General features: G+C 69.8%; 15 protein-coding genes. 10 read left to right on the top strand and 5 right to left on the bottom strand.

The window, feature by feature from the left end:
* Positions 1-5 precede the first annotated feature (5 nt).
* The 3 genes from MBA17_RS16440 to MBA17_RS16430 form a co-directional block, all read right to left on the bottom strand.
* A complete protein-coding gene (locus MBA17_RS16440) occupies positions 6-998 on the bottom strand; it encodes an N-acetylglucosamine kinase (RefSeq protein ID WP_238497342.1) in 993 nt (330 codons plus the stop codon).
* Positions 995-2,359 (bottom strand): family 4 glycosyl hydrolase, encoded by a 1,365-nt coding sequence (locus MBA17_RS50445; protein WP_238497341.1) that lies wholly within the window; start codon positions 2,357-2,359, stop codon positions 995-997. The genes MBA17_RS16440 and MBA17_RS50445 overlap by 4 nt, the downstream gene beginning before the upstream one ends.
* Before the next feature lie 250 nt (positions 2,360-2,609).
* A complete protein-coding gene (locus tag MBA17_RS16430) occupies positions 2,610-3,098 on the bottom strand; it encodes a MarR family winged helix-turn-helix transcriptional regulator (RefSeq protein ID WP_238497340.1) in 489 nt (162 codons plus the stop codon).
* A 278-nt stretch (positions 3,099-3,376) separates the two neighbouring features.
* Between MBA17_RS16430 and MBA17_RS16425 the strand changes: the two genes are divergently transcribed.
* The 3 genes from MBA17_RS16425 (at position 3,377) to MBA17_RS16415 (ending at position 6,439) form a co-directional block, all read left to right on the top strand.
* Positions 3,377-3,925 (top strand): hypothetical protein, encoded by a 549-nt coding sequence (locus MBA17_RS16425; protein ID WP_238497339.1) that lies wholly within the window; start codon positions 3,377-3,379, stop codon positions 3,923-3,925.
* A 6-nt stretch (positions 3,926-3,931) separates the two neighbouring features.
* Complete coding sequence (locus MBA17_RS16420; protein WP_238497338.1) at positions 3,932-4,861, top strand: SRPBCC family protein; 930 nt, start codon at positions 3,932-3,934, stop codon at positions 4,859-4,861.
* 162 nt (positions 4,862-5,023) lie between these two features.
* Positions 5,024-6,439 (top strand): hypothetical protein, encoded by a 1,416-nt coding sequence (locus tag MBA17_RS16415; protein ID WP_238497337.1) that lies wholly within the window; start codon positions 5,024-5,026, stop codon positions 6,437-6,439.
* Here MBA17_RS16415 and MBA17_RS49475 read toward each other — a convergent pair.
* Complete coding sequence (locus MBA17_RS49475) at positions 6,436-6,570, bottom strand: hypothetical protein (RefSeq protein WP_274385505.1); 135 nt, start codon at positions 6,568-6,570, stop codon at positions 6,436-6,438. The two genes, MBA17_RS16415 and MBA17_RS49475, sit on opposite strands and share 4 nt — an antisense overlap.
* A gap of 281 nt (positions 6,571-6,851) precedes the next feature.
* Here MBA17_RS49475 and MBA17_RS16410 point away from each other — a divergent pair, with 281 nt between their 5' ends.
* The 5 genes from MBA17_RS16410 (at position 6,852) to MBA17_RS16390 (ending at position 15,600) form a co-directional block, all read left to right on the top strand.
* Positions 6,852-6,998 carry a hypothetical protein gene (locus MBA17_RS16410; RefSeq protein WP_238497336.1) on the top strand — a complete coding sequence of 49 codons (147 nt, stop codon included), beginning with the start codon at positions 6,852-6,854 and terminating at the stop codon, positions 6,996-6,998.
* A gap of 338 nt (positions 6,999-7,336) precedes the next feature.
* Positions 7,337-9,043, top strand: coding sequence for a ThuA domain-containing protein (locus tag MBA17_RS16405; protein WP_238497335.1), 1,707 nt, complete (start codon positions 7,337-7,339; stop codon positions 9,041-9,043).
* A 52-nt stretch (positions 9,044-9,095) separates the two neighbouring features.
* A complete protein-coding gene (locus tag MBA17_RS16400; protein WP_238497334.1) occupies positions 9,096-12,026 on the top strand; it encodes a ricin-type beta-trefoil lectin domain protein in 2,931 nt (976 codons plus the stop codon).
* 8 nt (positions 12,027-12,034) lie between these two features.
* On the top strand, positions 12,035-15,064 hold the full coding sequence (locus MBA17_RS16395) for a glycosyl hydrolase family 95 catalytic domain-containing protein (protein WP_238497333.1): 3,030 nt from the start codon (positions 12,035-12,037) through the stop codon (positions 15,062-15,064).
* 269 nt (positions 15,065-15,333) lie between these two features.
* The gene (locus tag MBA17_RS16390) at positions 15,334-15,600 is read left to right on the top strand and encodes a hypothetical protein (protein ID WP_238497332.1); all 267 of its coding nucleotides are present in this window, start codon (positions 15,334-15,336) and stop codon (positions 15,598-15,600) included.
* Between the two features lie 271 nt (positions 15,601-15,871).
* Here the strand turns inward: MBA17_RS16390 and MBA17_RS16385 are convergent, their stop codons facing one another.
* Positions 15,872-16,162, bottom strand: a complete 291-nt coding sequence (locus MBA17_RS16385; RefSeq protein ID WP_238497331.1) for a hypothetical protein — start codon at positions 16,160-16,162, stop codon at positions 15,872-15,874.
* A 268-nt stretch (positions 16,163-16,430) separates the two neighbouring features.
* On the opposite strand from MBA17_RS16385, the gene MBA17_RS16380 reads away from it, so the two are divergent.
* Both MBA17_RS16380 and MBA17_RS16375 read left to right on the top strand, forming a co-directional pair.
* Complete coding sequence (locus MBA17_RS16380) at positions 16,431-17,219, top strand: RNA ligase family protein (protein ID WP_238497330.1); 789 nt, start codon at positions 16,431-16,433, stop codon at positions 17,217-17,219.
* Positions 17,203-18,327 carry an AAA family ATPase gene (locus MBA17_RS16375; RefSeq protein ID WP_238497329.1) on the top strand — a complete coding sequence of 375 codons (1,125 nt, stop codon included), beginning with the start codon at positions 17,203-17,205 and terminating at the stop codon, positions 18,325-18,327. Before MBA17_RS16380 ends, MBA17_RS16375 begins: the two co-directional genes overlap by 17 nt.
* Positions 18,328-18,377: the final 50 nt, after the last annotated feature.

The raw sequence follows: 18,377 nt of genomic DNA, 5'->3' as shown, positions 1-18,377 counted from the left end.
CGTCCTCAAACCGGATGCCGGGGTGGTTCACCCGGCCGGGCCAGCAGGGTGCGCACCCTGGCCTTGGCCGCCTCGGGCGCGCCCAGGTGGTCCAGGCCGAGGACGGCGGCGCCGACGATCGGCGGCACGTCCGCCAGCACGGTCTTGGCCTGCGGCGCCCGCTGTGCCAGCCCGTCCTCCACGAGGCGGGTCAGCAGCGGGTCGCGGGCGGTGAGCACCCCGCCGCCGAGCACCACCTCCGTCGCGACGCCGAGCAGGTCCAGGCGGCGCATCGCGACCTCGGCCAGCACGACGACCTCCTCGGCGAGCCGTTCCACCAGGGAGGTCGCCACCGCGTCGCCGTCCGCCGCGGCCCGCAGCACCCAGGGCGCCAGCTCGTGCAGCCGGGTGGGCGACAGGTCGCCGAAGTGCACGGCCAGCACGACCTCCTCGACGGTCGCGGTGCCGAAACACGAGCACACCGAGTCCGCCAGGGCGGTGGCGGGCCCGCGCCCGTCCATCGCCCGTACGGCGTGCCAGAGGGCCTCCTCGCCCAGGCCGATTCCGCCTCCCCAGTCACCGCTGAGCCTGCCCAGCGCCAGGAAACGGGTGATCCGCCCCGAAGGCGACACCCCGACCGCGTTGATGCCCGCCCCGCAGACCACCGCCACCCCCCACGGCCCGGAGCCCCCGGCTCGCAGCGTCGCGAACGTGTCGTTGCCGACGACGACGTCCGGCGCGAAGGCGCGTCCGAGCAGCTCCTGCCGGAGCCGCTCCTCCTCCACGGGCAGGTCCGCGCCCGCCAGATAGGCGGCCACGTGGTCGGCGTACGGCGGGGCGGCCCGTTCGCCGAGCGCTCGCCGTACGGTCTCGGCCACCACGTCCACGGCGGTGGCCACACCCGCGCTCTGCGGCTGGAAGGGCCCGCCACGGCCGCCGGCCAGCACCGATCCGTCCACGCCGACCAGTGCCACATCGGTCTTGCTGTTGCCCGCGTCGATCGCCAGCACGGTCTTCACGCCTGCTCCTCGCGACGGCGCGGGGTCTCCTCGTCCAGTGGCGGGACCTGCTCGCGACGGTCCGGCGCCTCAGGCATGGGTCTCGTGGTGCCGGCGCTGGTCCGGGCCCAGGGCAGGTGGGCGCGGTTCGCCTCGACCAGGCGGGTGGCGAGGCCGGCGGCGAGCGTGGCCTGGCCGACGAGGGGGTGGGCGAGCAGGGCGTTCTCGACCCGGTCGACGCCGCCGTGCAGGGCGGCGTCGAGGGCGAGCCGCTCGTAGGCGCCGACGTGTGCGATCAGGCCGGCGTACAGCGGCTCGACCTCCCGGACGGGCAGCGGGACCGCGCCCGCGGCGGTGACGGTGGCCGGTACCTCGATCACCGCGTCGTCGGGCAGGAACGGCAGTGTGCCCGCGTTGCGCAGGTTGACCACCTGCGGGCCGGTCGGACGACCGTCGCCGAGCAGCGCGGCGATCAACGCGACGGCCGCCTCGGAGTAGAACGCGCCGCCGCGGCGCCCCAGAAGATCGGGCTTGGTGTCCACGGCCGGGTCGGCGTACATGGCGAGCAGCCGGGCCTCCATGGCGGCGACCTCGGCGGCCCGCGACGGTTTGGACCGCTGCTCGGCCACCACAGCATCATGCTCGTAGAAGAAGCGCAGGTAGTAGGAGGGCACCGTGCCGAGGCGGTGGAGCAGCGACGGGTGCAGGCCGACCTCGGCGGCGATCTCCTCGCCGTGTGCCGCCAGCAGGCCGGGCAGCACGTCGCGCCCGTCGAGGTGGACGGACCGCTCCCACGTCAGGTGGTTCAGCCCGACGTGCCCGAGGGAGATCCGCCCGGGGTCGACGCCGAGCTTCGCCGCGAAGCGCCGCTGGAAGCCGATCGCCACGTTGCACAGGCCGATGGCGCGGTGCCCGGCGTCCAGCAGCGCCTTGGTGACGATGCCGACCGGGTTGGTGAAGTCGACGATCCACGCCCGGGGCGACGCCCGGGCGATCCGCTCGGCGAGGTCGAGGACCACGGGAACCGTCCGCAGCGCCTTGGCCAGGCCACCCGCCCCGGTCGTCTCCTGCCCGACACAACCGCACTCCAGCGGCAACGTCTCGTCCACCGCGCGGGCGGCCTGCCCGCCGACGCGGAGTTGCAGGAGCACGGCCTGCGCGCCGGCCACGCCGTCTTCGACCCGGCTCGCCGTACTCACCTTGGCCGGGTGTCCCGATCTGGCCAGCATGCGGGTGGACATGCCCGCGACGAGGGCCAGCCGGTGCGCGTCCGGGTCGATGAGGGCGATCTCGGTGAGGGGCAGCACGTCGCGGAGCCGGGTGAACCCGTCGATCAGCTCCGGCGTGTACGTCGAGCCGCCCCCTACTACGGCGAGTTTCACCCGTCGGCTCCCTTCGGAGTGGCGCCCTTGGTCGGTCGGTGCACCGCCGGCGCCTTGTGTTAGGAAAGTTTCCTAATTCGTGTCGAAGGTAAGGACTCCCTTCGAACGCCGTCAAGAGGGGCGGCCAACCTGTGACGCCGCCCGCTGGTGAGAGGGGCGAGACGGCGGACATGGTCTCTCCTGCTCGGATGGGCGGCAGAAGAGACCGTGACAGATGGTGGTGGACGATCCTTTGGTCCTACTTCTGGTCCTACTTCGCCGACTGGCGTGCTCGCCGTACCGGCTTGGGGGCGTCGACCGGAGTGGCCAGATCCCCGGCGGCCAGGCGGTTCATGACTCGCAGGAACACCTCCCGCTCGTCCGCGGAAAGCGCCGCCAGCGCCTCCCTGTGGACGCGGTCGACGACCTTCTGGCTTTGGGCCGCGACCCGTGCGCCCTCCTCGGTGACCGCGATGATCCGGGCCCGCCGGTCCTTCTCGGAGGGGCGGCGTTCGGCGAGGCCGGCTCTTTCCAGGGCGTCGACCGTCACGACCATCGTGGTCTTGTCCATGTCGCCGATCTCGGCGAGCTGGATCTGGGTGCGCTCCTCCTCCAGGGCGTGCACCAGCACACAGTGCATACGCGCGGTGAGCCCGTTCTCCGCGAGCGCCGCCGACATGCGGGTCCGGAGCACGTGGCTGGTGTGGTCGAGCAGGTAGGACAGGTCCGGTTCGCTGCGGGTGGGCGTCAGAGCGGTCATGGCAGCAGCATAACAATTTGGTTCGTGACGGATTATCTGGAAGCGATCTGAATGTGGCGCGATGGGCTGGGCCGGTTCGAGGTGCCGTCATGCCCGTCCGGGCTGGCTGGGGGCCTTCGGTGGCGGGCGACCCTCGCTGCTCTCGGGTCTGGTCATGCCAAGCCCGGTTCAATTCCTTTTTGTCCGGTTTATGTCTGATTATGTTTTTGTGTCTGATTGTCGGGCATGGGTGCGTACGGCAGGCACGTCAGCTCTCGTCGGTGACTCCCGTGTGCCTGATGGGTCTCGAGGCGGGGGGATCCGGACAGGGGACGATGATCATGAAAAGCGGAGCGAAGGTGGCGCTGGCCGTCGCGGCCGGCTACTACCTCGGCCGACGCCACAAGCTGCGGCTGGCGGCTGCGATGGCGGTCGCCGGAGTGGTCAGCCGGCGGGGGAAAGACAAGGGCGGACTGCTTCAGCAGGGGGTCAAGGCGCTCGGATCGCCGGAGTTGGAGGAGATCACGGGTCGTCTTCGCGGCGATCTGGCCGCGGCGGGTAAGACGGCCGCGGTGGCCGCGACGAGCAAGCAGATCAACGCGATCAGCGACAGGCTTCACGAGCGGACCGAGATGTTGCGGAACCGCGACGCCGCGGTCGATGGCGCGGAAGGTGCGGATCAGGATGCCGGTGCGCCGGAGGGCGCGAAGGAGAACGGCGGTGACTCGGAGGGCTCGGAGCCCAAAGGCGGCGACAGTTCGGAGGGTTCGGAGTCGAACGACGGAGACCGGCAGGACGATTCACCGCGGCGGGAGACGCCTGAGGCTGCCGCTCAGGAACGGAGGTGACGGGGGATGGGTGACGACTCGAAGGTCAAGCCGGTGCGGGCGGTCGTCGGCGCGTTGCCTCTTGACCGGCTGGCGAAGGAAAGCCGAAGTCTGGTCGGGGCCATGATGGAAAAGGCGCTTTCCGCCATGGCGGAGAAGGCCGGTTCGATGACCGGCCGGCTCACCGAATACGCCGAGAACGGCAGCGGCAAGACGGGTTCGGCGGAAGAGACGAAGCCGGAAGAGGCGAAGTCGGACGCCAACGATTCAGGAGGCCAGTCTCACGGGCTTCTGGACCGGGCGGGAGAAAAGGCGAAGAAGGCGGTCGGCGGTGGGCGCGGTAAAAGCAGCGATAAGGGGGGTAAGAGCAGCGGTAAGGGGGGACAGAAGACACGAGTGACCAATGTGGTCGAGTCGATCGACATCGGGGCTCCGATCCGCATCGTCTACGACCAGTGGACGAGGTTCGAGGATTTCCCGACTTTCATGAAGAAGGTCGAGAACGTGGAGCAGGAATCGGAAGAACAGCTCAAGTGGACGGCGCAGATCTTCTGGTCACATCGCAGCTGGACGGCGGACATCGTGGAGCAGGTGCCCGACGAGCGGATCGTATGGCGCTCGGAGGGAGAGAAAGGGCACGTCGACGGCGCGGTGACCTTCCACGAGCTGACTCCCAATCTCACCCGGGTGATAGTCGTGCTGGAATATCATCCCAAGGGGTTCTTCGAGCACGTGGGCAACATGTGGCGTGCCCAGGGCCGGCGTGTTCGCCTGGAGTTGAAACACTTCGGACGTCACGTCGTGACGCACTCCGTGCTCCATCCGGATGAGACCGAAGGATGGCGTGGCGAGATCCACGACGGCGAGGTTGCCGAGGGAAAGGAACCCGCTGAAGAAGGAGAGAAGTCGCAGGATGATGCGCGCGCGGCCGAAGAAAAGCCGGTCGAGTCGCCATGAGGGCTCCCGGTGCCGTCGTGTGAGAACCGCTTGATGTTTGTGCGGCGATCACGGTCGCCTTCGTGTTCGGAGTTGTGTTAATAAACTCCGCACTCCATTTGTAGCTTTCTGAGTACCGTTTTCTTGAACCCCTTCGACTGGGGGAGAGGGAAGGACGGCGGAATGGCCGATGAACTGCCGGAGACGGCTGCGAACCATCCTGGCTCGCCGCCCCGCGAAGATGACGATGGTCGCCGGGCCGCTGGGCATCTTGACCCTGACGTCTATCTCGACGTGCCGGTCGTCAAGGTCGACAAGATCAGCTTGGATGTGGAGGACCTCCGGGCGCGCGTCTCGCTGGAGGCCGACGTGCTGGATCTGCTGAGGCTGCATGTCGGTGTGGACGTGGCGCTGGGAAGGGTGAACCTGGAGATCACGGGTGTGGAGGCTCAGGCACTGCTGAAGGTCCGGCTCGACAACGTCGCAGTGATCATCGCGAATGTGCTGAGAACGATCGACAACAACCCTCAGATCTTGGAGAACGTCACCAGGAATGTGGGGGCGGCGGTCCGAGACGTGGGTGCGGGCGCCGGCAGGGCCGTCGAGGGTCTGGCCGGGGACGCGGGCACCGCGCTCAAGGACACCACCGGCGCGGTGGGGGATGTCGCCCGCGAAGTGGTCCCGCAGGTACCGGCCGTGGCCGGGGAGGTCACCCGGAGCGCGGGCGCCGTGGCCCGGGACGCCACGGAGCAAACAGGTGCTGTGGCCCGGGAGGCCACTGGACAAACGGGCGCTGTGGCCCGGGAGGCCACTGGACAAACGGGCGCCGTTGCTCAGGAGGCCACTGGACAAGCAGGTGCCGTGGCCCGGGGCGCCACTGGACAAACGGGTGCCGTGGCCCGGGACGCCACGGAGCAAACGGGCGCTGTCGCCAGGGACGCCACTGGACGAACAGGCGCCGTCGCACGCGGGGCGGGCCCGGCGGAGCCCGGCACGCACCCCGAAGCCGCGCCGGCCGCCGAGCCACGACCGGCCGCCGAAGCCGTCCGGTCACCCGAACCGGACGCCGGTCGGCGACCTGGGCCGGAGGCCACCGAGCCTCGCGAACGTGAGGCCGGGCAGCGGTCCGAAGCGGAGACCACACCCGAGCGTGACGCCGTGCAGCCTCCCGAACCGGGGACTGCTGAGCCTCGCGAACGTGACGCCGGCGAGCGGCGCGAAGCGGAGACCACGCCCGAGCGTGAGGCCGGGCAGCCTCCCGAACCGGAGACCGCTGAGCCTCGCGAACGTGACGCCGGCGAGCGGCGCGAAGCGGAGACCACGCCCGAGCGTGAGGCCGGGCAGCCTCCCGAACCGGACACCACCGAGTCTCCCGAGCGTGACGCCGGGCAGCGGCCCGAAGCCGATGGCGACCAGCCCTCCGACGAGGACACCGGCCAGAAGGCCGGCGACGGCGAGACGAAACCGGAGAAGCCCGCGGACTCGGGGAAGGTGACCGGTCGCGACCTCGGCAGAGCCGTACGTGACCTGGGCAGGGCCGCACGGCAGGCCGGCATGCGCCGGTTGCGGGACAAGCTGAACGAACGCCGCCGGCACTAGGTCGAGGAGAGGGCGGGCATGAGCGACAGGCGTCCCGAGGCGCGGCTGACGAACTCCGCGGACATCGTGATCTCCGCGACGGTGCGGGCCGAGAAGACGCGGCTCGCGGCGGGGTCTCCCACGCGGGTCACGTTTCGCGGGATCCCCGGTGAGGAGTCCGCGTCGGGCAGTCGCCGTATCGGCCTCCCGGATCGCGTGCGAGAAGGAGTCGTCTACCGCGAGGTCCAGATCGATTACGTCGTGGCGTCCAGGCTGGTCGCGCCGGACGCCGGTGAAGTCCCCGGCCCGGGTTCCCGTGCGCGGGAGCACCCGGGGAGCGGCGTGAAGGTGAGCGGCGGTCGTGGCACCAGGGTGCTGACCCGGCGAGACCGAACAGGAGCGTGGCGGGCGAGGTGTCTCCGGGCGGAGTCGGATGGCCGAATGGGGGCGTACGGCGGGCGGCGGCGCGGATGAGGGCTCGCCGGACACCGCAGACCGGCAGTCGGCGACCGGCGCGTTGCCCGGCGAGACCTCAGGAGGAACCACAGGCCCGGAGGGCGTCGGCGACCCGCCGAAGTAGCCGCATCACCGACGACTTGGAGCTGTTAGGCGCAGTTAACATTGGATGTCTGGGACCCGTCAAGGCCCCAAATCGCGACGGTGAGGAAACCGCCGGGCGTTCCGTCGCAGACCGTAGGCCAGGTCTCTCTTCGAAGCGGCTTCGTCAGACCTCGGATGTCTAAGGGCGCGCCCCAACGCTCTCCTGGCGACAGGGGCCGGCCGAATCCGACCTGTTGACTCTTTCGACTACCAGTGTCATTCTTTCGGCATCTGAAGGCAAAAGTACCGTCAGATCTCGCAGAAGTTTCACCGGTGCGGCGGCGCGCTCCTCTCTCTCCCCAAGGGGTGACGCCTTCCATGTCCCGGTATCCCGCGTTACTTCGGATCGCCCTCGCACTCGCTCTCGCGTGCTCGGCGATCCTCGCTCTCCCGGTCACGGTCTCCGCCGCGCCGTTGACCAAGATCCTCGTCTTCACCAAGACGGCCGGTTTCCGGCACTCCTCCATCCCGCTCGGCATAGCGGCGATCCAGCGGCTGGGCTCGGCCAACGGGTTCACCGTCGTCGCCACCGAGGACGCGACGGCGTTCACCACCGCCAACCTCGCGCAGTACCAGGCCGTCGTCTGGTTGTCGACCACGGGCGACGTGCTGAACGACGCCCAGCAGGCCGCGTTCCAGTCGTACGTGGCCGCGGGCGGCGGTTACGCCGGTGTGCACGCGGCGGCGGACACGGAATACGGCTGGCAGTGGTACGGCGAGCTGGTGGGCGCGTACTTCGACTCCCACCCGGCCACCCAGCAGGCCACCGTACGGGTCGAGGACAGGGCGGGCGCGTCCACCTCGCACCTGCCGGCGGCCTGGACCCGCACCGACGAGTGGTACAACTACCGGGCCAACCCGCGCGCGAGGGTCAAGGTCCTCGCCAGTCTCGACGAGTCGTCCTACTCCGGCGGCAACATGGGCGACCATCCGATCACCTGGTGCCACGACCGCGCCGGCAGCCGGGCCTGGTACACCGGGCTCGGGCACACCGAGGAGTCCTACGCCGACCCCGCCTTCACCAGGATGCTGCTCGGCGGCATCCAGATCGCCGCGCGCGCCAAGCCGGCCGACTGCCGTCCGGAAACGGGTTACACGCCGCTGTTCGACGGCACCCAGACCAGTCTCGCGAAGTGGCGTCAGGCGGGTCCCGGCGGGTTCACCCTGGCGGACGGGACTCTGACCTCCGTGGGCGGGATGGGCCTGCTGTGGTATCCGGGCGCCACCTTCGGCGACTACTCGCTCAAGCTCGACTGGATGATGCCGGGCGATGACAACGGCGGCGTGTTCATCGGTTTCCCCGATCCGCAGGGCGACCCCTGGAAGCCGGTCGACCAGGGCCACGAGATCCAGATCGACGCCACCGACGCCGACCCGTCCCGCACCACCGGCAGCGTCTACGGGTTCAAGGCGCCCGACCCCGCTCTGCGCGCGGCGGCGCTCAAGCCGCCGGGTGAGTGGAACACCTACGAGATCGCGGTGCACGGACGACTCGTCGAGGTCCACCTGAACGGCGTGAAGATCAACGACTATACGAGCACCCGGGACATCGCGAACGGCCACATCGGCGTCCAGAACGACGGTGCCGGCATGGACATCCACTACCGGAACATCCGGATCAGGCAGGACTCGACCGCCGTGACCGACCTCGCCCTGCGCCGGCCGGTCACCGTCTCCAGCGTCGAGAACGGCCAGCACCCCGGCCCCAACGCCGTCGACGGGAACCCGGGCACCCGCTGGAGCAGCGCCTACGCCGATCCGCAGTGGATCACGGTCGACCTGGGCGCCGCCCGGTCGATCAGCCGCGTGAAGCTGACCTGGGAGACCGCGTACGCCAGGGCGTACCAGATCCAGACGTCGGCGGACGGCGCCACCTGGACGACGGTCCACGCCACCACCACCTCCGACGGCGGCGTGGACGACATCGCCGTCGCCGGGACCGGCCGTTACGTGCGCGTTCACGGCACCCAGCGCGCGACCGGCTGGGGTTACTCCCTCTGGGACCTCAACATCTACGGACGCTGAACACCCGCGCCCCACGTTCCGGCCGCGGCACCCCCCTGCCAGGAGACCCCCCATGATCCGTTTCGCGCGCCTCCGCACGTTCGCCGGCACGATCGTGCTCACCCTCATCGCGACCGCCGCGCCCGCCGCCCAGGCGGCCGCGGTCCACCAGGCCCCGCCCGTGGCCCGCCCCGCCCTGTCCGCGCAGGCCGCGGCGCCGCCCCCGGCCAGCGCCTTCGAGAAGGTCAAGCTGGACGGCGGACTGTCGATGGGCGAACCCATCGAGCTGTCCGTGCTGCCCGACGGCAAGGTCCTCTACATCAACCGGGGCACCAGCACGGGAGGCGGCCAGGTCCGCCTCTACAACCCGTCGACCAAGTCCACCACGGTGGCGCTGACGCTGCAGCTCGACGCCCGGTTCGAGGACGGGCTCATCGGCATCACCGCGCATCCCCGGTTCGCCGCGAACCACTGGGTGTTCCTGTTCTACTCGCCGAAGGTGACGCCGCTGGTCAATCGCATCTCCAGGTTCACCTTCAACACCGCTGCCAACGTCCTCGACCCGTCCAGCGAGGACATGATCGTCGAATGGCCGACCGAACGTGACCTGTGCTGTCACTCGGCGGGCTCGATGACGTGGGACAGCGACGAGAACCTGTACTTCGCGGTGGGCGACAACACCAACTCCGGCGGCGACTCGGCCGGGATGGCGCCCATCGACGAACGTCCCGCCCGAAACCCGCAGTACGACGCGCAGCGCACGTCGGGCAACACCGCCGACCTGCGCGGCAAGATCAACCGAATCCACCCCGAGGACAACGGCACGTACACCATCCCGGCGGGCAACCTCTTCCCCGCGGGCACGGCTGCCACCCGGCCCGAGATCTACATCATGGGCAACCGCAACCCGTACCGCGTCTGGGTCGACAAGAAGGCCGGCGACACCCTCTACTGGGGTGAGGTCGGGCCGGACGCCGGAGCGACCATCGCCAACCGGGGCCCGGCGGCCTATGACGAGTTCAACCGCGCCACGGGTCCCGGCAATTACGGCTGGCCGTACTGCGGTGGCCCCAACGTGGCCTACAACGACTGGGACTTCGCGGCGAACGCGCCGCGCGGCTGGTTCCCCTGCGGCGGCTCGGCGGGCCCGGTGAACAACTCGCCGCGTAACACGGGCCTCCAGCAGCTTCCGCCCACCAAACCGGCGCTGGTCTGGGAGCAGCACGGCGGCAGCAAGGAGTGGCCGGCCCTGGACACCCCGGGAGGCTGCGGCTCGCCCAACCACACCGAGGTCTACCACTACGACGCGACCCTCGACTCCCCGAACAAGTGGCCGGCCTACTACGACAACAAGTGGTTGATCTCGGAGTACTGCCGCAACTGGATCAAAGAGGTGCAGTTCGGCAACGGCGACCCCGCCACCGGCTCCCCGACCGTCATCGAGCCGGTCCTGGCGGGGATGACCCTGGTGCACCCCATCGACATGGAGTTCGGCCCGGACGGCTCGCTGTATCTGCTGGAGTACGGCAGCGGCTACTTCTCCGGGGCCGCGGACGCCGGCCTCTACAAGATCAACTATGTGCAGGGCGGGCGGTCACCCGTCGCCAAGGCGACCGTCGACAAGGACAACGGCCTGGCCCCGCTGACCGTCGCGTTCACCAGCGTGGGCAGCTCGGACCCCGACGGCGACCCGCTCACCTACGCCTGGGACTTCGACGGCAACGGCACCACCGACGCGACGACCGCGAACGCGGTGTTCACCTACACCACCAACGGCGACAAGCGGGCCCGGCTCACCGTGAACGACGGCACCGGCCGGAGCGGCACCACGGTGATCCCCATCGTCGTGGGGAACGACCGCCCCACGCTGACCCTGTCGGGCCTGCCCGACGGCGGCGTATTCGGCTGGGGCGAGAACCTCACGGCGACCGCCGGCGCGACCGACCCGCAGGACGGCGCCGTCGCCTGCGGCGGCGTCGTGATCCGCGCGGCGCTCGGGCACCAGGACCACGCGCACGAGCAGGGGCAGGGGATCGGCTGCGGCGCGACCTTCAACACCGGCCCCGTCCACTCCGGGCCGGACGCGGTGCAGTTCTTCGTGCTGCGCTCCAGCTACACCGACAAGGGCGCGCCGGGAACGGTGCCGCTGACCGGCGAGAAGGAGATCACCCTCTGGCCCAAGCAGTGGCAGGCGGAGCACTACGTCCAGCTCAACGGCCCGAAGGTGATCGACCAGGCGCAGGCGACCGGAGGCAGACGGCTGGGCGACATCCAGAGCGGCGAATGGGTGCGGCACCACGCCGTCAGCCTCAAGGGTGTCACCGGGGTCAGGGTGCGCGTCTCCTCCGCCAACTCCGGCGGCACGCTGTCCTTCCGGTTCAACTCGCCGTCCGGTCCCGAGGTCGCCCGGGTCGCCGTCCCCGGCACCGGCGGCTGGGACGCCTACACCGAGGTGACGGCCCCGGTCACCAGGCCGGATGACGGCACGCACGACCTCTACCTCGCCTTCAGCGGGACGGGCGCCGGCGCCCTCTACGACGTCGACGAGTACACCTTCACCGGCGCCGGCGTCAGCACGCCGCCCGTGGCCAGGACCGGCGAGATCAAGGCACTGGGCAAGTGCGCCGACATCTCCGCGAGCGGCACCGCCGACGGAACCAGGATCCAGACCTACGACTGCAACGGGACGGCCGCCCAGCGCTGGAGCATCCAGGCCGACGGCACCATCAGGGGCCTCGGGAAGTGCATGGACGTCAAGTCCAGCGGTATGACCAACGGCACCCCGATCCACCTGTGGACCTGCAACGGGACCGGAGCCCAGCAGTGGACGATCCAGGGTGCCGGCCAGGGTGTGGGCAGCCTGCGCAACCCGCAGTCCGGCCGCTGCCTGGACATCCCCGACGCCAACCCGGCCAACGGCACCCAGTTACGCATCTACGACTGCGACGGCAGGGCGGCCCAGACCTGGACCCTGCCGTCACCGAACCCCGCGACCACACCGTGAGGACACGTATGCGCACGCCGGTAAGACGACTCGGGGCCGCCCTCGCGGCCGCCGTCACCCTCCTCACCTGCCTGCACGGACAGCAGGCCGCACCGGCGCAGGCCGCCGCCGCGCCCGACGACCTGACCCTCTGGTACGACAAGCCGGCCACCGACTGGGAGACCCAGACGTTGCCCATCGGCAACGGGGCCCTCGGCGCGAGCGTGTTCGGCGGGGTGACCACAGAGCAGATCCAGTTCAACGAGAAGTCGCTGTGGACCGGCGGTCCCGGATCGCCCGGCTACAACGCGGGGAACTGGACCAGCCCCCGGCCGAACGCCATCGCCGAGGTCCAGGCGCAGATCGACCGGGACGCGCGGATGACGCCGCAGGCCGTCGCGGCCAAACTGGGCCAGCCGAAGACCGGCTTCGGCGCCTACCAGACCTTCGGCGACCTGTGGCTGGACATGCCCGGCGGCACCGTCACCGGCTACCGGCGCGAACTGAGCCTGCGCGAGGCGGTGGCCAGGGTCGGCTACACGGCCGGCGGCGTCGTCCACTCCCGTGAGTACTTCGCCAGCCACCCGGGCAACGTCGTCGTCGGACGGATCTCCGCGAGCCAGGCGGGCAAGGTCTCCTTCACCCTGCGGACCACCTCGCCCCGGAACGACAGGCAGGTGACGGTCTCGGGCGGCCGGCTGCGGATCCGGGGCACGCTCGCCGACAACGGCATGCGGTTCGAGGCCCAGGTACAGGTGATCACGCAAGGCGGCAGCCGTACGGATGGGGGTGATCGGATCACCGTGAGCGGTGCGGACAGTGCCGTGTTCGTGCTCTCCGCGGGTACCGACTACTCCCCGGCGTACCCGTCCTACCGGGGCGCCGACCCGCGGGCGAAGGTGACCGCGGCGGTCGACCAGGCGGCCGGCAGGTCCTTCGACCAGCTCAAGCAGGCCCACCTGGACGACTACCGCGCCCTGTTCGACCGGGTGCGGCTGAACATCGGGCAGCAGACGCCGACGATCCCGACCGACCAGCTCAGACGGGCCTACACGGCGGGCTCCTCCGCGCAGGACCGGGCGCTGGAGGCGATGTACTTCGCCTACGGCCGCTACCTGCTGATCGCCTCCTCCCGGGCGGGCTCGCTGCCGGCCAACCTGCAGGGCGTGTGGAACAACTCCACCAGCCCGCCCTGGTCGGCCGACTACCACGTCAACATCAACCTGCAGATGAACTACTGGCCGGCCGAGCAGACCAACCTCGCCGAGACCACCGTGCCCTACGACCGTTACGTGCAGTCGATGGTCGCGCCGGGCAGGAAGACCGCCCAGGAGATGTTCGGCTCACGCGGCTGGGTGGTGCACAACGAGACCAACCCGTTCGGGTTCACCGGCGTGCACGACTGGGCGACCTCGTTCTGGTTCCCCGAGGCCGGAGCGTGGCTGGCCCAGCAGATGTACGATCACTACCGCTTCGGCGGCGACGTCGCCTACCTCAGGGACGTCGCCTACCCCGTGATGAAGGGGGCGGCGGAGTTCTGGCTGGACAACCTGCACACCGACCCGCGTGACGGGAAACTCGTCGTCTCACCCAGCTACTCTCCCGAACAGGGCGACTTCTCCGCCGGCGCCTCGATGTCGCAGCAGATCGTCTTCGAGATCCTGACCGACAGCCTGGCCGCGGCCCGGACGCTCGGTGTCGACACGGGTTTCCAGACCGAGGTGCAGACCGCGCTGTCCAGGCTCGACACGGGGCTGCGAGTCGGCTCCTGGGGCCAGTTGCAGGAGTGGAAGACCGACTGGGACGTCCAGAACAACGACCACCGGCACGTCTCGCACCTGTTCGCCCTGCACCCGGGGCGGCAGATCGCGACCGGGACCGCCTTCGCCGCCGCGGCCAAGGTGTCGCTGACCGCGCGCGGCGACGGCGGCACCGGCTGGAGCAAGGCGTGGAAGATCAACTTCTGGGCCCGGCTGCTCGACGGCGACCACGCGCACAAGATGCTGGGCGAGCAGTTGAAGTCCTCCACGCTCGACAACCTGTGGGACACCCACCCGCCGTTCCAGATCGACGGCAACTTCGGCGCGACCAGTGGCGTCGCCGAGATGCTGCTGCAGAGCCAGCACGACGTCGTGCACGTGCTGCCCGCCCTGCCGGCCGCGTGGCCGTCCGGCTCGGTCACCGGGCTGCGCGCCAGGGGAAACGTGACGGCCGACGTGTCCTGGCGTGATCGCAAGGCCGATCGGATCACGCTGCGTGCCGGTACGGCGGGCACGCTGAGGGTACGCACCGAACTGGCCACGCGCGGTCATCGCGTGCAGGACGACCAGGGCGCGACCATCACGCCGGCCCGCCAGGGCGACACCCTGACCTGGAGCGCGCAGGCCGGCCGGACCTACTCGATCATCGCCGACGGAGGCACCGGACCATGCGCCGCGCCGCCGTCCGACCGCCCGGTCGTCGCCTGGGATCCGGTCTCGGGCACGACCGTCGCCGACGCCTCCGGCAGCGGCCGGCCGGCCACCGTCACGGGCGGCGCCTCCTACGACTCCACCGCCCCGACCGGCAGCGGGCTCGTGCTGACCGGGTCCACCTATCTGTCGACCGCCAACACCACCCTCGGCCACCTGCGTGAGGCGACGTTCGCGGCCGAGGTCAAGATCGCGGGCAGCGGGTACCGGCGGCTGTTCGACTCCCAGCCGTCGGGCGACCCGGGCACCGACGGGGTCCTCATCGACGTCACACCGTCGGGCAACCTGCGGTTCATCGGGGCGGGACGCGGGGTGACCACCGACGCCGTGCTGCCGACCGGCCGCTATCTCGACCTCGTCGTCACGCTGGCGCAGAACGGGACCATCACCGTCTACGTGGACGACGTCAGGGCCGGCGGCGGCACCGCGACCTCCACCGGAATCGTTGCCTGCACCGCCCGCCCGCTGCGCTTCGCCGTGGACCAGAACGGCGGGCAGCGCCTCACCGGAGCCGTCGACCGGATGGCCGTCCTCCCTCGTGCCCTCACCGCCACGGAGGTCCGCACCTGGCAGGACATGGCCTTCTGAACCGATTCCCCGGCGGGCCACCCGCCCGCCGGGGATACGTGAGTCACGATGATCAACAGGGTGGACGCGCCGTTCACCTGGACGGAAAAAATAGGCATGCTATATCTGTATATGTCGGTTTTGTCATGCTAAGAGCGTTTTAATGAGACTCAAGGGCTCTTTTACCTCTATTGGATTGCCTGCACCGTTAAATGCGGGTCTACTAGTCAATGTCAGCCTTCAACCGCTAAGGCTGGCGACATATCCGATATCAACAGGAAAGAGCTGAAATGCTCAAGCAGCTTATAGTCGGCGGCACCCTGATCGCAGGGTTCACCGGCCTCGGCCTGAACGCTCCGGCCCATGCGGACGGCCCTTGGCCGGGGTGGCCGCCCGGCTTCAACAACGTGAACAATGCCATGCAGTCCAACATCGTGAATGCTTGTGGGAACAGCGGTATTGGCGACATCGGCCTCAATCTCCTCAACGTTGCTTCGCCGATCACCAGCGCTCACAGCGAATCCGTGGGTTGCAATTCCTTGATTTCGCAGGAGTAGCTAAACCACGAGCTTCTCTAACTCCTGATCCCGTTCGGGCGGGCGTCGTGGCCAACGGCCACGGCGCCCGCTCTTCGTTGTCCAGCACCTCGCCGCCGCATTCGGCGGCTGGGGACACGTTCGGTTGCGACATGAGGTCGCACGCTTTGAGTGATTACGTGTAAGGAGGCTGGACAATGTCGATCCTGGTAGGCGAGCACTCCGGAGTTGCATCTCAGGGAACGACGCAACGGGGTGCGGCCCGCTCGGCCGCACCCCGTCCGGGTGGTCGTCAGGCGACGTAGACGCTGTTGCCGAACTCTTGGGTGGTGTGTCCGCCGGGCGGGACGACAGCGATCACCGGGCCCGTGCAGTAGGGCCCGCTGTAGACGAGCGCGTATTCGTTGGTGTCGTTGTGCAGGATCAACGGCCGCAGGTGTGGCTCAACGCAGCCGGAGGGATTCTCGACGACCTGACCCCCGCCGAACACGAACCGCCCGTACGCGGCCTCGGCGGTGGCGGCGGGCAGAAGGATCAGTGCTGCCGCGGTGAGAGTGGTGAGTATGTGGACGCTACGTCGCATGATGGGCTCCCTGTTCGAGACGAGGCGGTGTTCCGCCGTTGCGATAACCCGATCATGCACTCTCGGTAATCGTGAGACTACTTATTGTGTCGGCATGTTGGTGTAGCCGTAGCCGGTATCGCGTCGGCCCCGGGCACGCGGTTAGAAGATGTCCGCGCCGGTGAGCTGCGCGTGGCGGCGCTCGGCCTGGTCGCGGCGCGCCGATATACCGGATCGTGCGCGAATAACCGGTTGGTACGGCGTCGCCGGATTCGCTAGAACGGACGGCATGCTCCGCAAGTATCCACGAACCCGCCATCTCGCCGGCTCCCGGCTGCAACCGGGTGACTCCGACCTCGCGGCCGTGCCGTACGAAGAGGTCGCCGGGCGGTTTCTGGTGGTGGAGGAGAAGCTGGACGGGGCGAACGCGGCGATCAGCTTCTCGGCCGACGGGGAGTTGCGGTTGCAGAGCCGTGGTCACTATCTGGCCGGTGGCCCGCGGGAGCGTCAGTTCGGGCCGCTGAAGGCGTGGGCGGCGGCGGTCCGGCAGCAGTTGTGGCGGTGCCTGGGCAGCCGGTACGTGATGTACGGGGAATGGATGTACGCCAAGCACACCGTCTTCTACGACGCGCTTCCGCACTATTTCTGCGAGTTCGACATCCTGGACCGGCAAGGGGAGGTCTTCCTGTCGACGGCGCGCCGCCGGGAACTGCTGACCGGCGCTCCGGTGGTCTCCGTGCCGGTGCTGCACACCGGGACGATCGCGCGACTGGACGGGCTGACCTCGCTGCTGGGCCCGTCGGCCTGCCGTACGGCCGGCTGGCGGGAGGCGCTGGCCGAGGCGGCGGGGGACAGCGGGGCCGATCCGGCGCGGGTGCTGGCCGAGACCGACCAGTCGGAGGAGATGGAAGGGCTCTACGTCAAGGTGGAGGAGGGCGGCGAGACCGTCGGGCGGTACAAGTGGGTCCGGCCGAGTTTCCACACCGCGGTGCTCGACTCCGGCAGTCACTGGCTGGATCGGCCGATCGTGCCGAACCGGCTGACCGATCCGGGAGTCCTCTATGCAGCTGTTCGATGACCTTTGCCCGGCTCCGCCGCGGTGGGTCGTGCCGTGGCCGGAGATCGAGTCGGCGTTCGGCTGGGTGCGGAGGCTGGCCGGTGTCCCGCAGGACGCGGTCCACCATGGCGAAGGTGACGTCGCCGTGCACACCAGGATGGCCTGCGAGGTGCTCGCGGAGCTGCCGGAGTGGCGGGAACGGCCGGCGGCCGAACGGGTGCGGCTGTTCGCGGCCGTGCTCCTGCACGACGTGGCCAAACCCGACTGCACGAAGGAGGACGCGGAGGGGCGGATCACGGCGCACGGCCATTCGCGGCGCGGTGATCTGATCGCCCGCCGGGTGCTGTGGGAGCTGGGCGCGCCGCCGGCCTGGCGGGAGCACGTGGCCGCGCTGGTCCGGCATCACCAGGTGCCGTTCTGGGCGCTGGAACGGCCCGACCTGCGGGAGATCGCGTTCCGGGTGAGTCTGCTGGCCCGCAACGACGATCTCGCGGTACTGGCGACGGCCGACATCCTCGGCCGGATCTGCGGTGACGCGGCGGAGGTGCTGGAGAACATCGCCCTGTTCCGGGAGTACTGCGCCGACCAGGACTGCCTGGACGCGCCCCGCGTCTTCCCCTCCGACCACGCCCGCTACTGGTACTTCCGCAAGCCAGGCAGGGACCCCGGCTACGCGGCGTACGACGACACCCGGATGACGGTGACCGTGATGTCGGGGCTGCCGGGTGCGGGCAAGGACCACTGGATCGCCGGGAACCGGCCGGGTCTCCCCGTGGTCAGTCTGGACGCGCTGCGCGCCGAGCTCGGCGTACGGCCGGCCGGCGACCAGAGGCCGGTGGTGGCCGCGGCGCACCGGCTGGCCCGCGAGCACCTGAGAGCGGGACGGCCGTTCGTGTGGAACGCCACGAATGTGACCCGGCAGGTGCGCGAGCAGTGCGTCGGCCTGGCGGCCGGCTACCACGCCAGGGTCGAGTTGATCGCGCTGGAGGCGCCGCCGCGGATATTGCGGGAGCGCAACCTGGCCCGGTCGCATCCCGTGCCGGACGCCGTCGTCGACCGGTTGATCGGCCGCTGGGAGGCCCCGGACCCGACCGAGGCCCACAGCGTGACCTGGATCGACAACGGCTGAGCCGGATCTGCCACCGGCAGCCGGGGGTGACGATCCGCCGGAGCGGACCC

Source organism: Dolomitihabitans soli (assembly GCF_022213955.1).
GTDB lineage: Bacteria > Actinomycetota > Actinomycetes > Streptosporangiales > Streptosporangiaceae > Streptosporangium_A > Streptosporangium_A soli.
The sequence above is the reverse complement of the archived record's forward strand: the minus strand, read 5'-3'. Positions and strand labels throughout refer to the sequence as shown.

Bases quoted from the DNA above. Each gene is read 5' to 3' on its own strand.
- MBA17_RS16430 (WP_238497340.1), bottom strand. From the start codon at position 3,098: ATGACCGCTCTGACGCCCACCCGCAGCGAACCGGACCTGTCCTACCTG.
- MBA17_RS16425 (WP_238497339.1), top strand. From the start codon at position 3,377: ATGGGTCTCGAGGCGGGGGGATCCGGACAGGGGACGATGATCATGAAA.
- MBA17_RS16420 (WP_238497338.1), top strand. From the start codon at position 3,932: ATGGGTGACGACTCGAAGGTCAAGCCGGTGCGGGCGGTCGTCGGCGCG.
- MBA17_RS16415 (WP_238497337.1), top strand. From the start codon at position 5,024: ATGGCCGATGAACTGCCGGAGACGGCTGCGAACCATCCTGGCTCGCCG.
- MBA17_RS16410 (WP_238497336.1), top strand. From the start codon at position 6,852: ATGGCCGAATGGGGGCGTACGGCGGGCGGCGGCGCGGATGAGGGCTCG.
- MBA17_RS16405 (WP_238497335.1), top strand. From the start codon at position 7,337: ATGTCCCGGTATCCCGCGTTACTTCGGATCGCCCTCGCACTCGCTCTC.
- MBA17_RS16400 (WP_238497334.1), top strand. From the start codon at position 9,096: ATGATCCGTTTCGCGCGCCTCCGCACGTTCGCCGGCACGATCGTGCTC.
- MBA17_RS16395 (WP_238497333.1), top strand. From the start codon at position 12,035: ATGCGCACGCCGGTAAGACGACTCGGGGCCGCCCTCGCGGCCGCCGTC.
- MBA17_RS16390 (WP_238497332.1), top strand. From the start codon at position 15,334: ATGCTCAAGCAGCTTATAGTCGGCGGCACCCTGATCGCAGGGTTCACC.
- MBA17_RS16385 (WP_238497331.1), bottom strand. From the start codon at position 16,162: ATGCGACGTAGCGTCCACATACTCACCACTCTCACCGCGGCAGCACTG.
- MBA17_RS16380 (WP_238497330.1), top strand. From the start codon at position 16,431: ATGCTCCGCAAGTATCCACGAACCCGCCATCTCGCCGGCTCCCGGCTG.
- MBA17_RS16375 (WP_238497329.1), top strand. From the start codon at position 17,203: ATGCAGCTGTTCGATGACCTTTGCCCGGCTCCGCCGCGGTGGGTCGTG.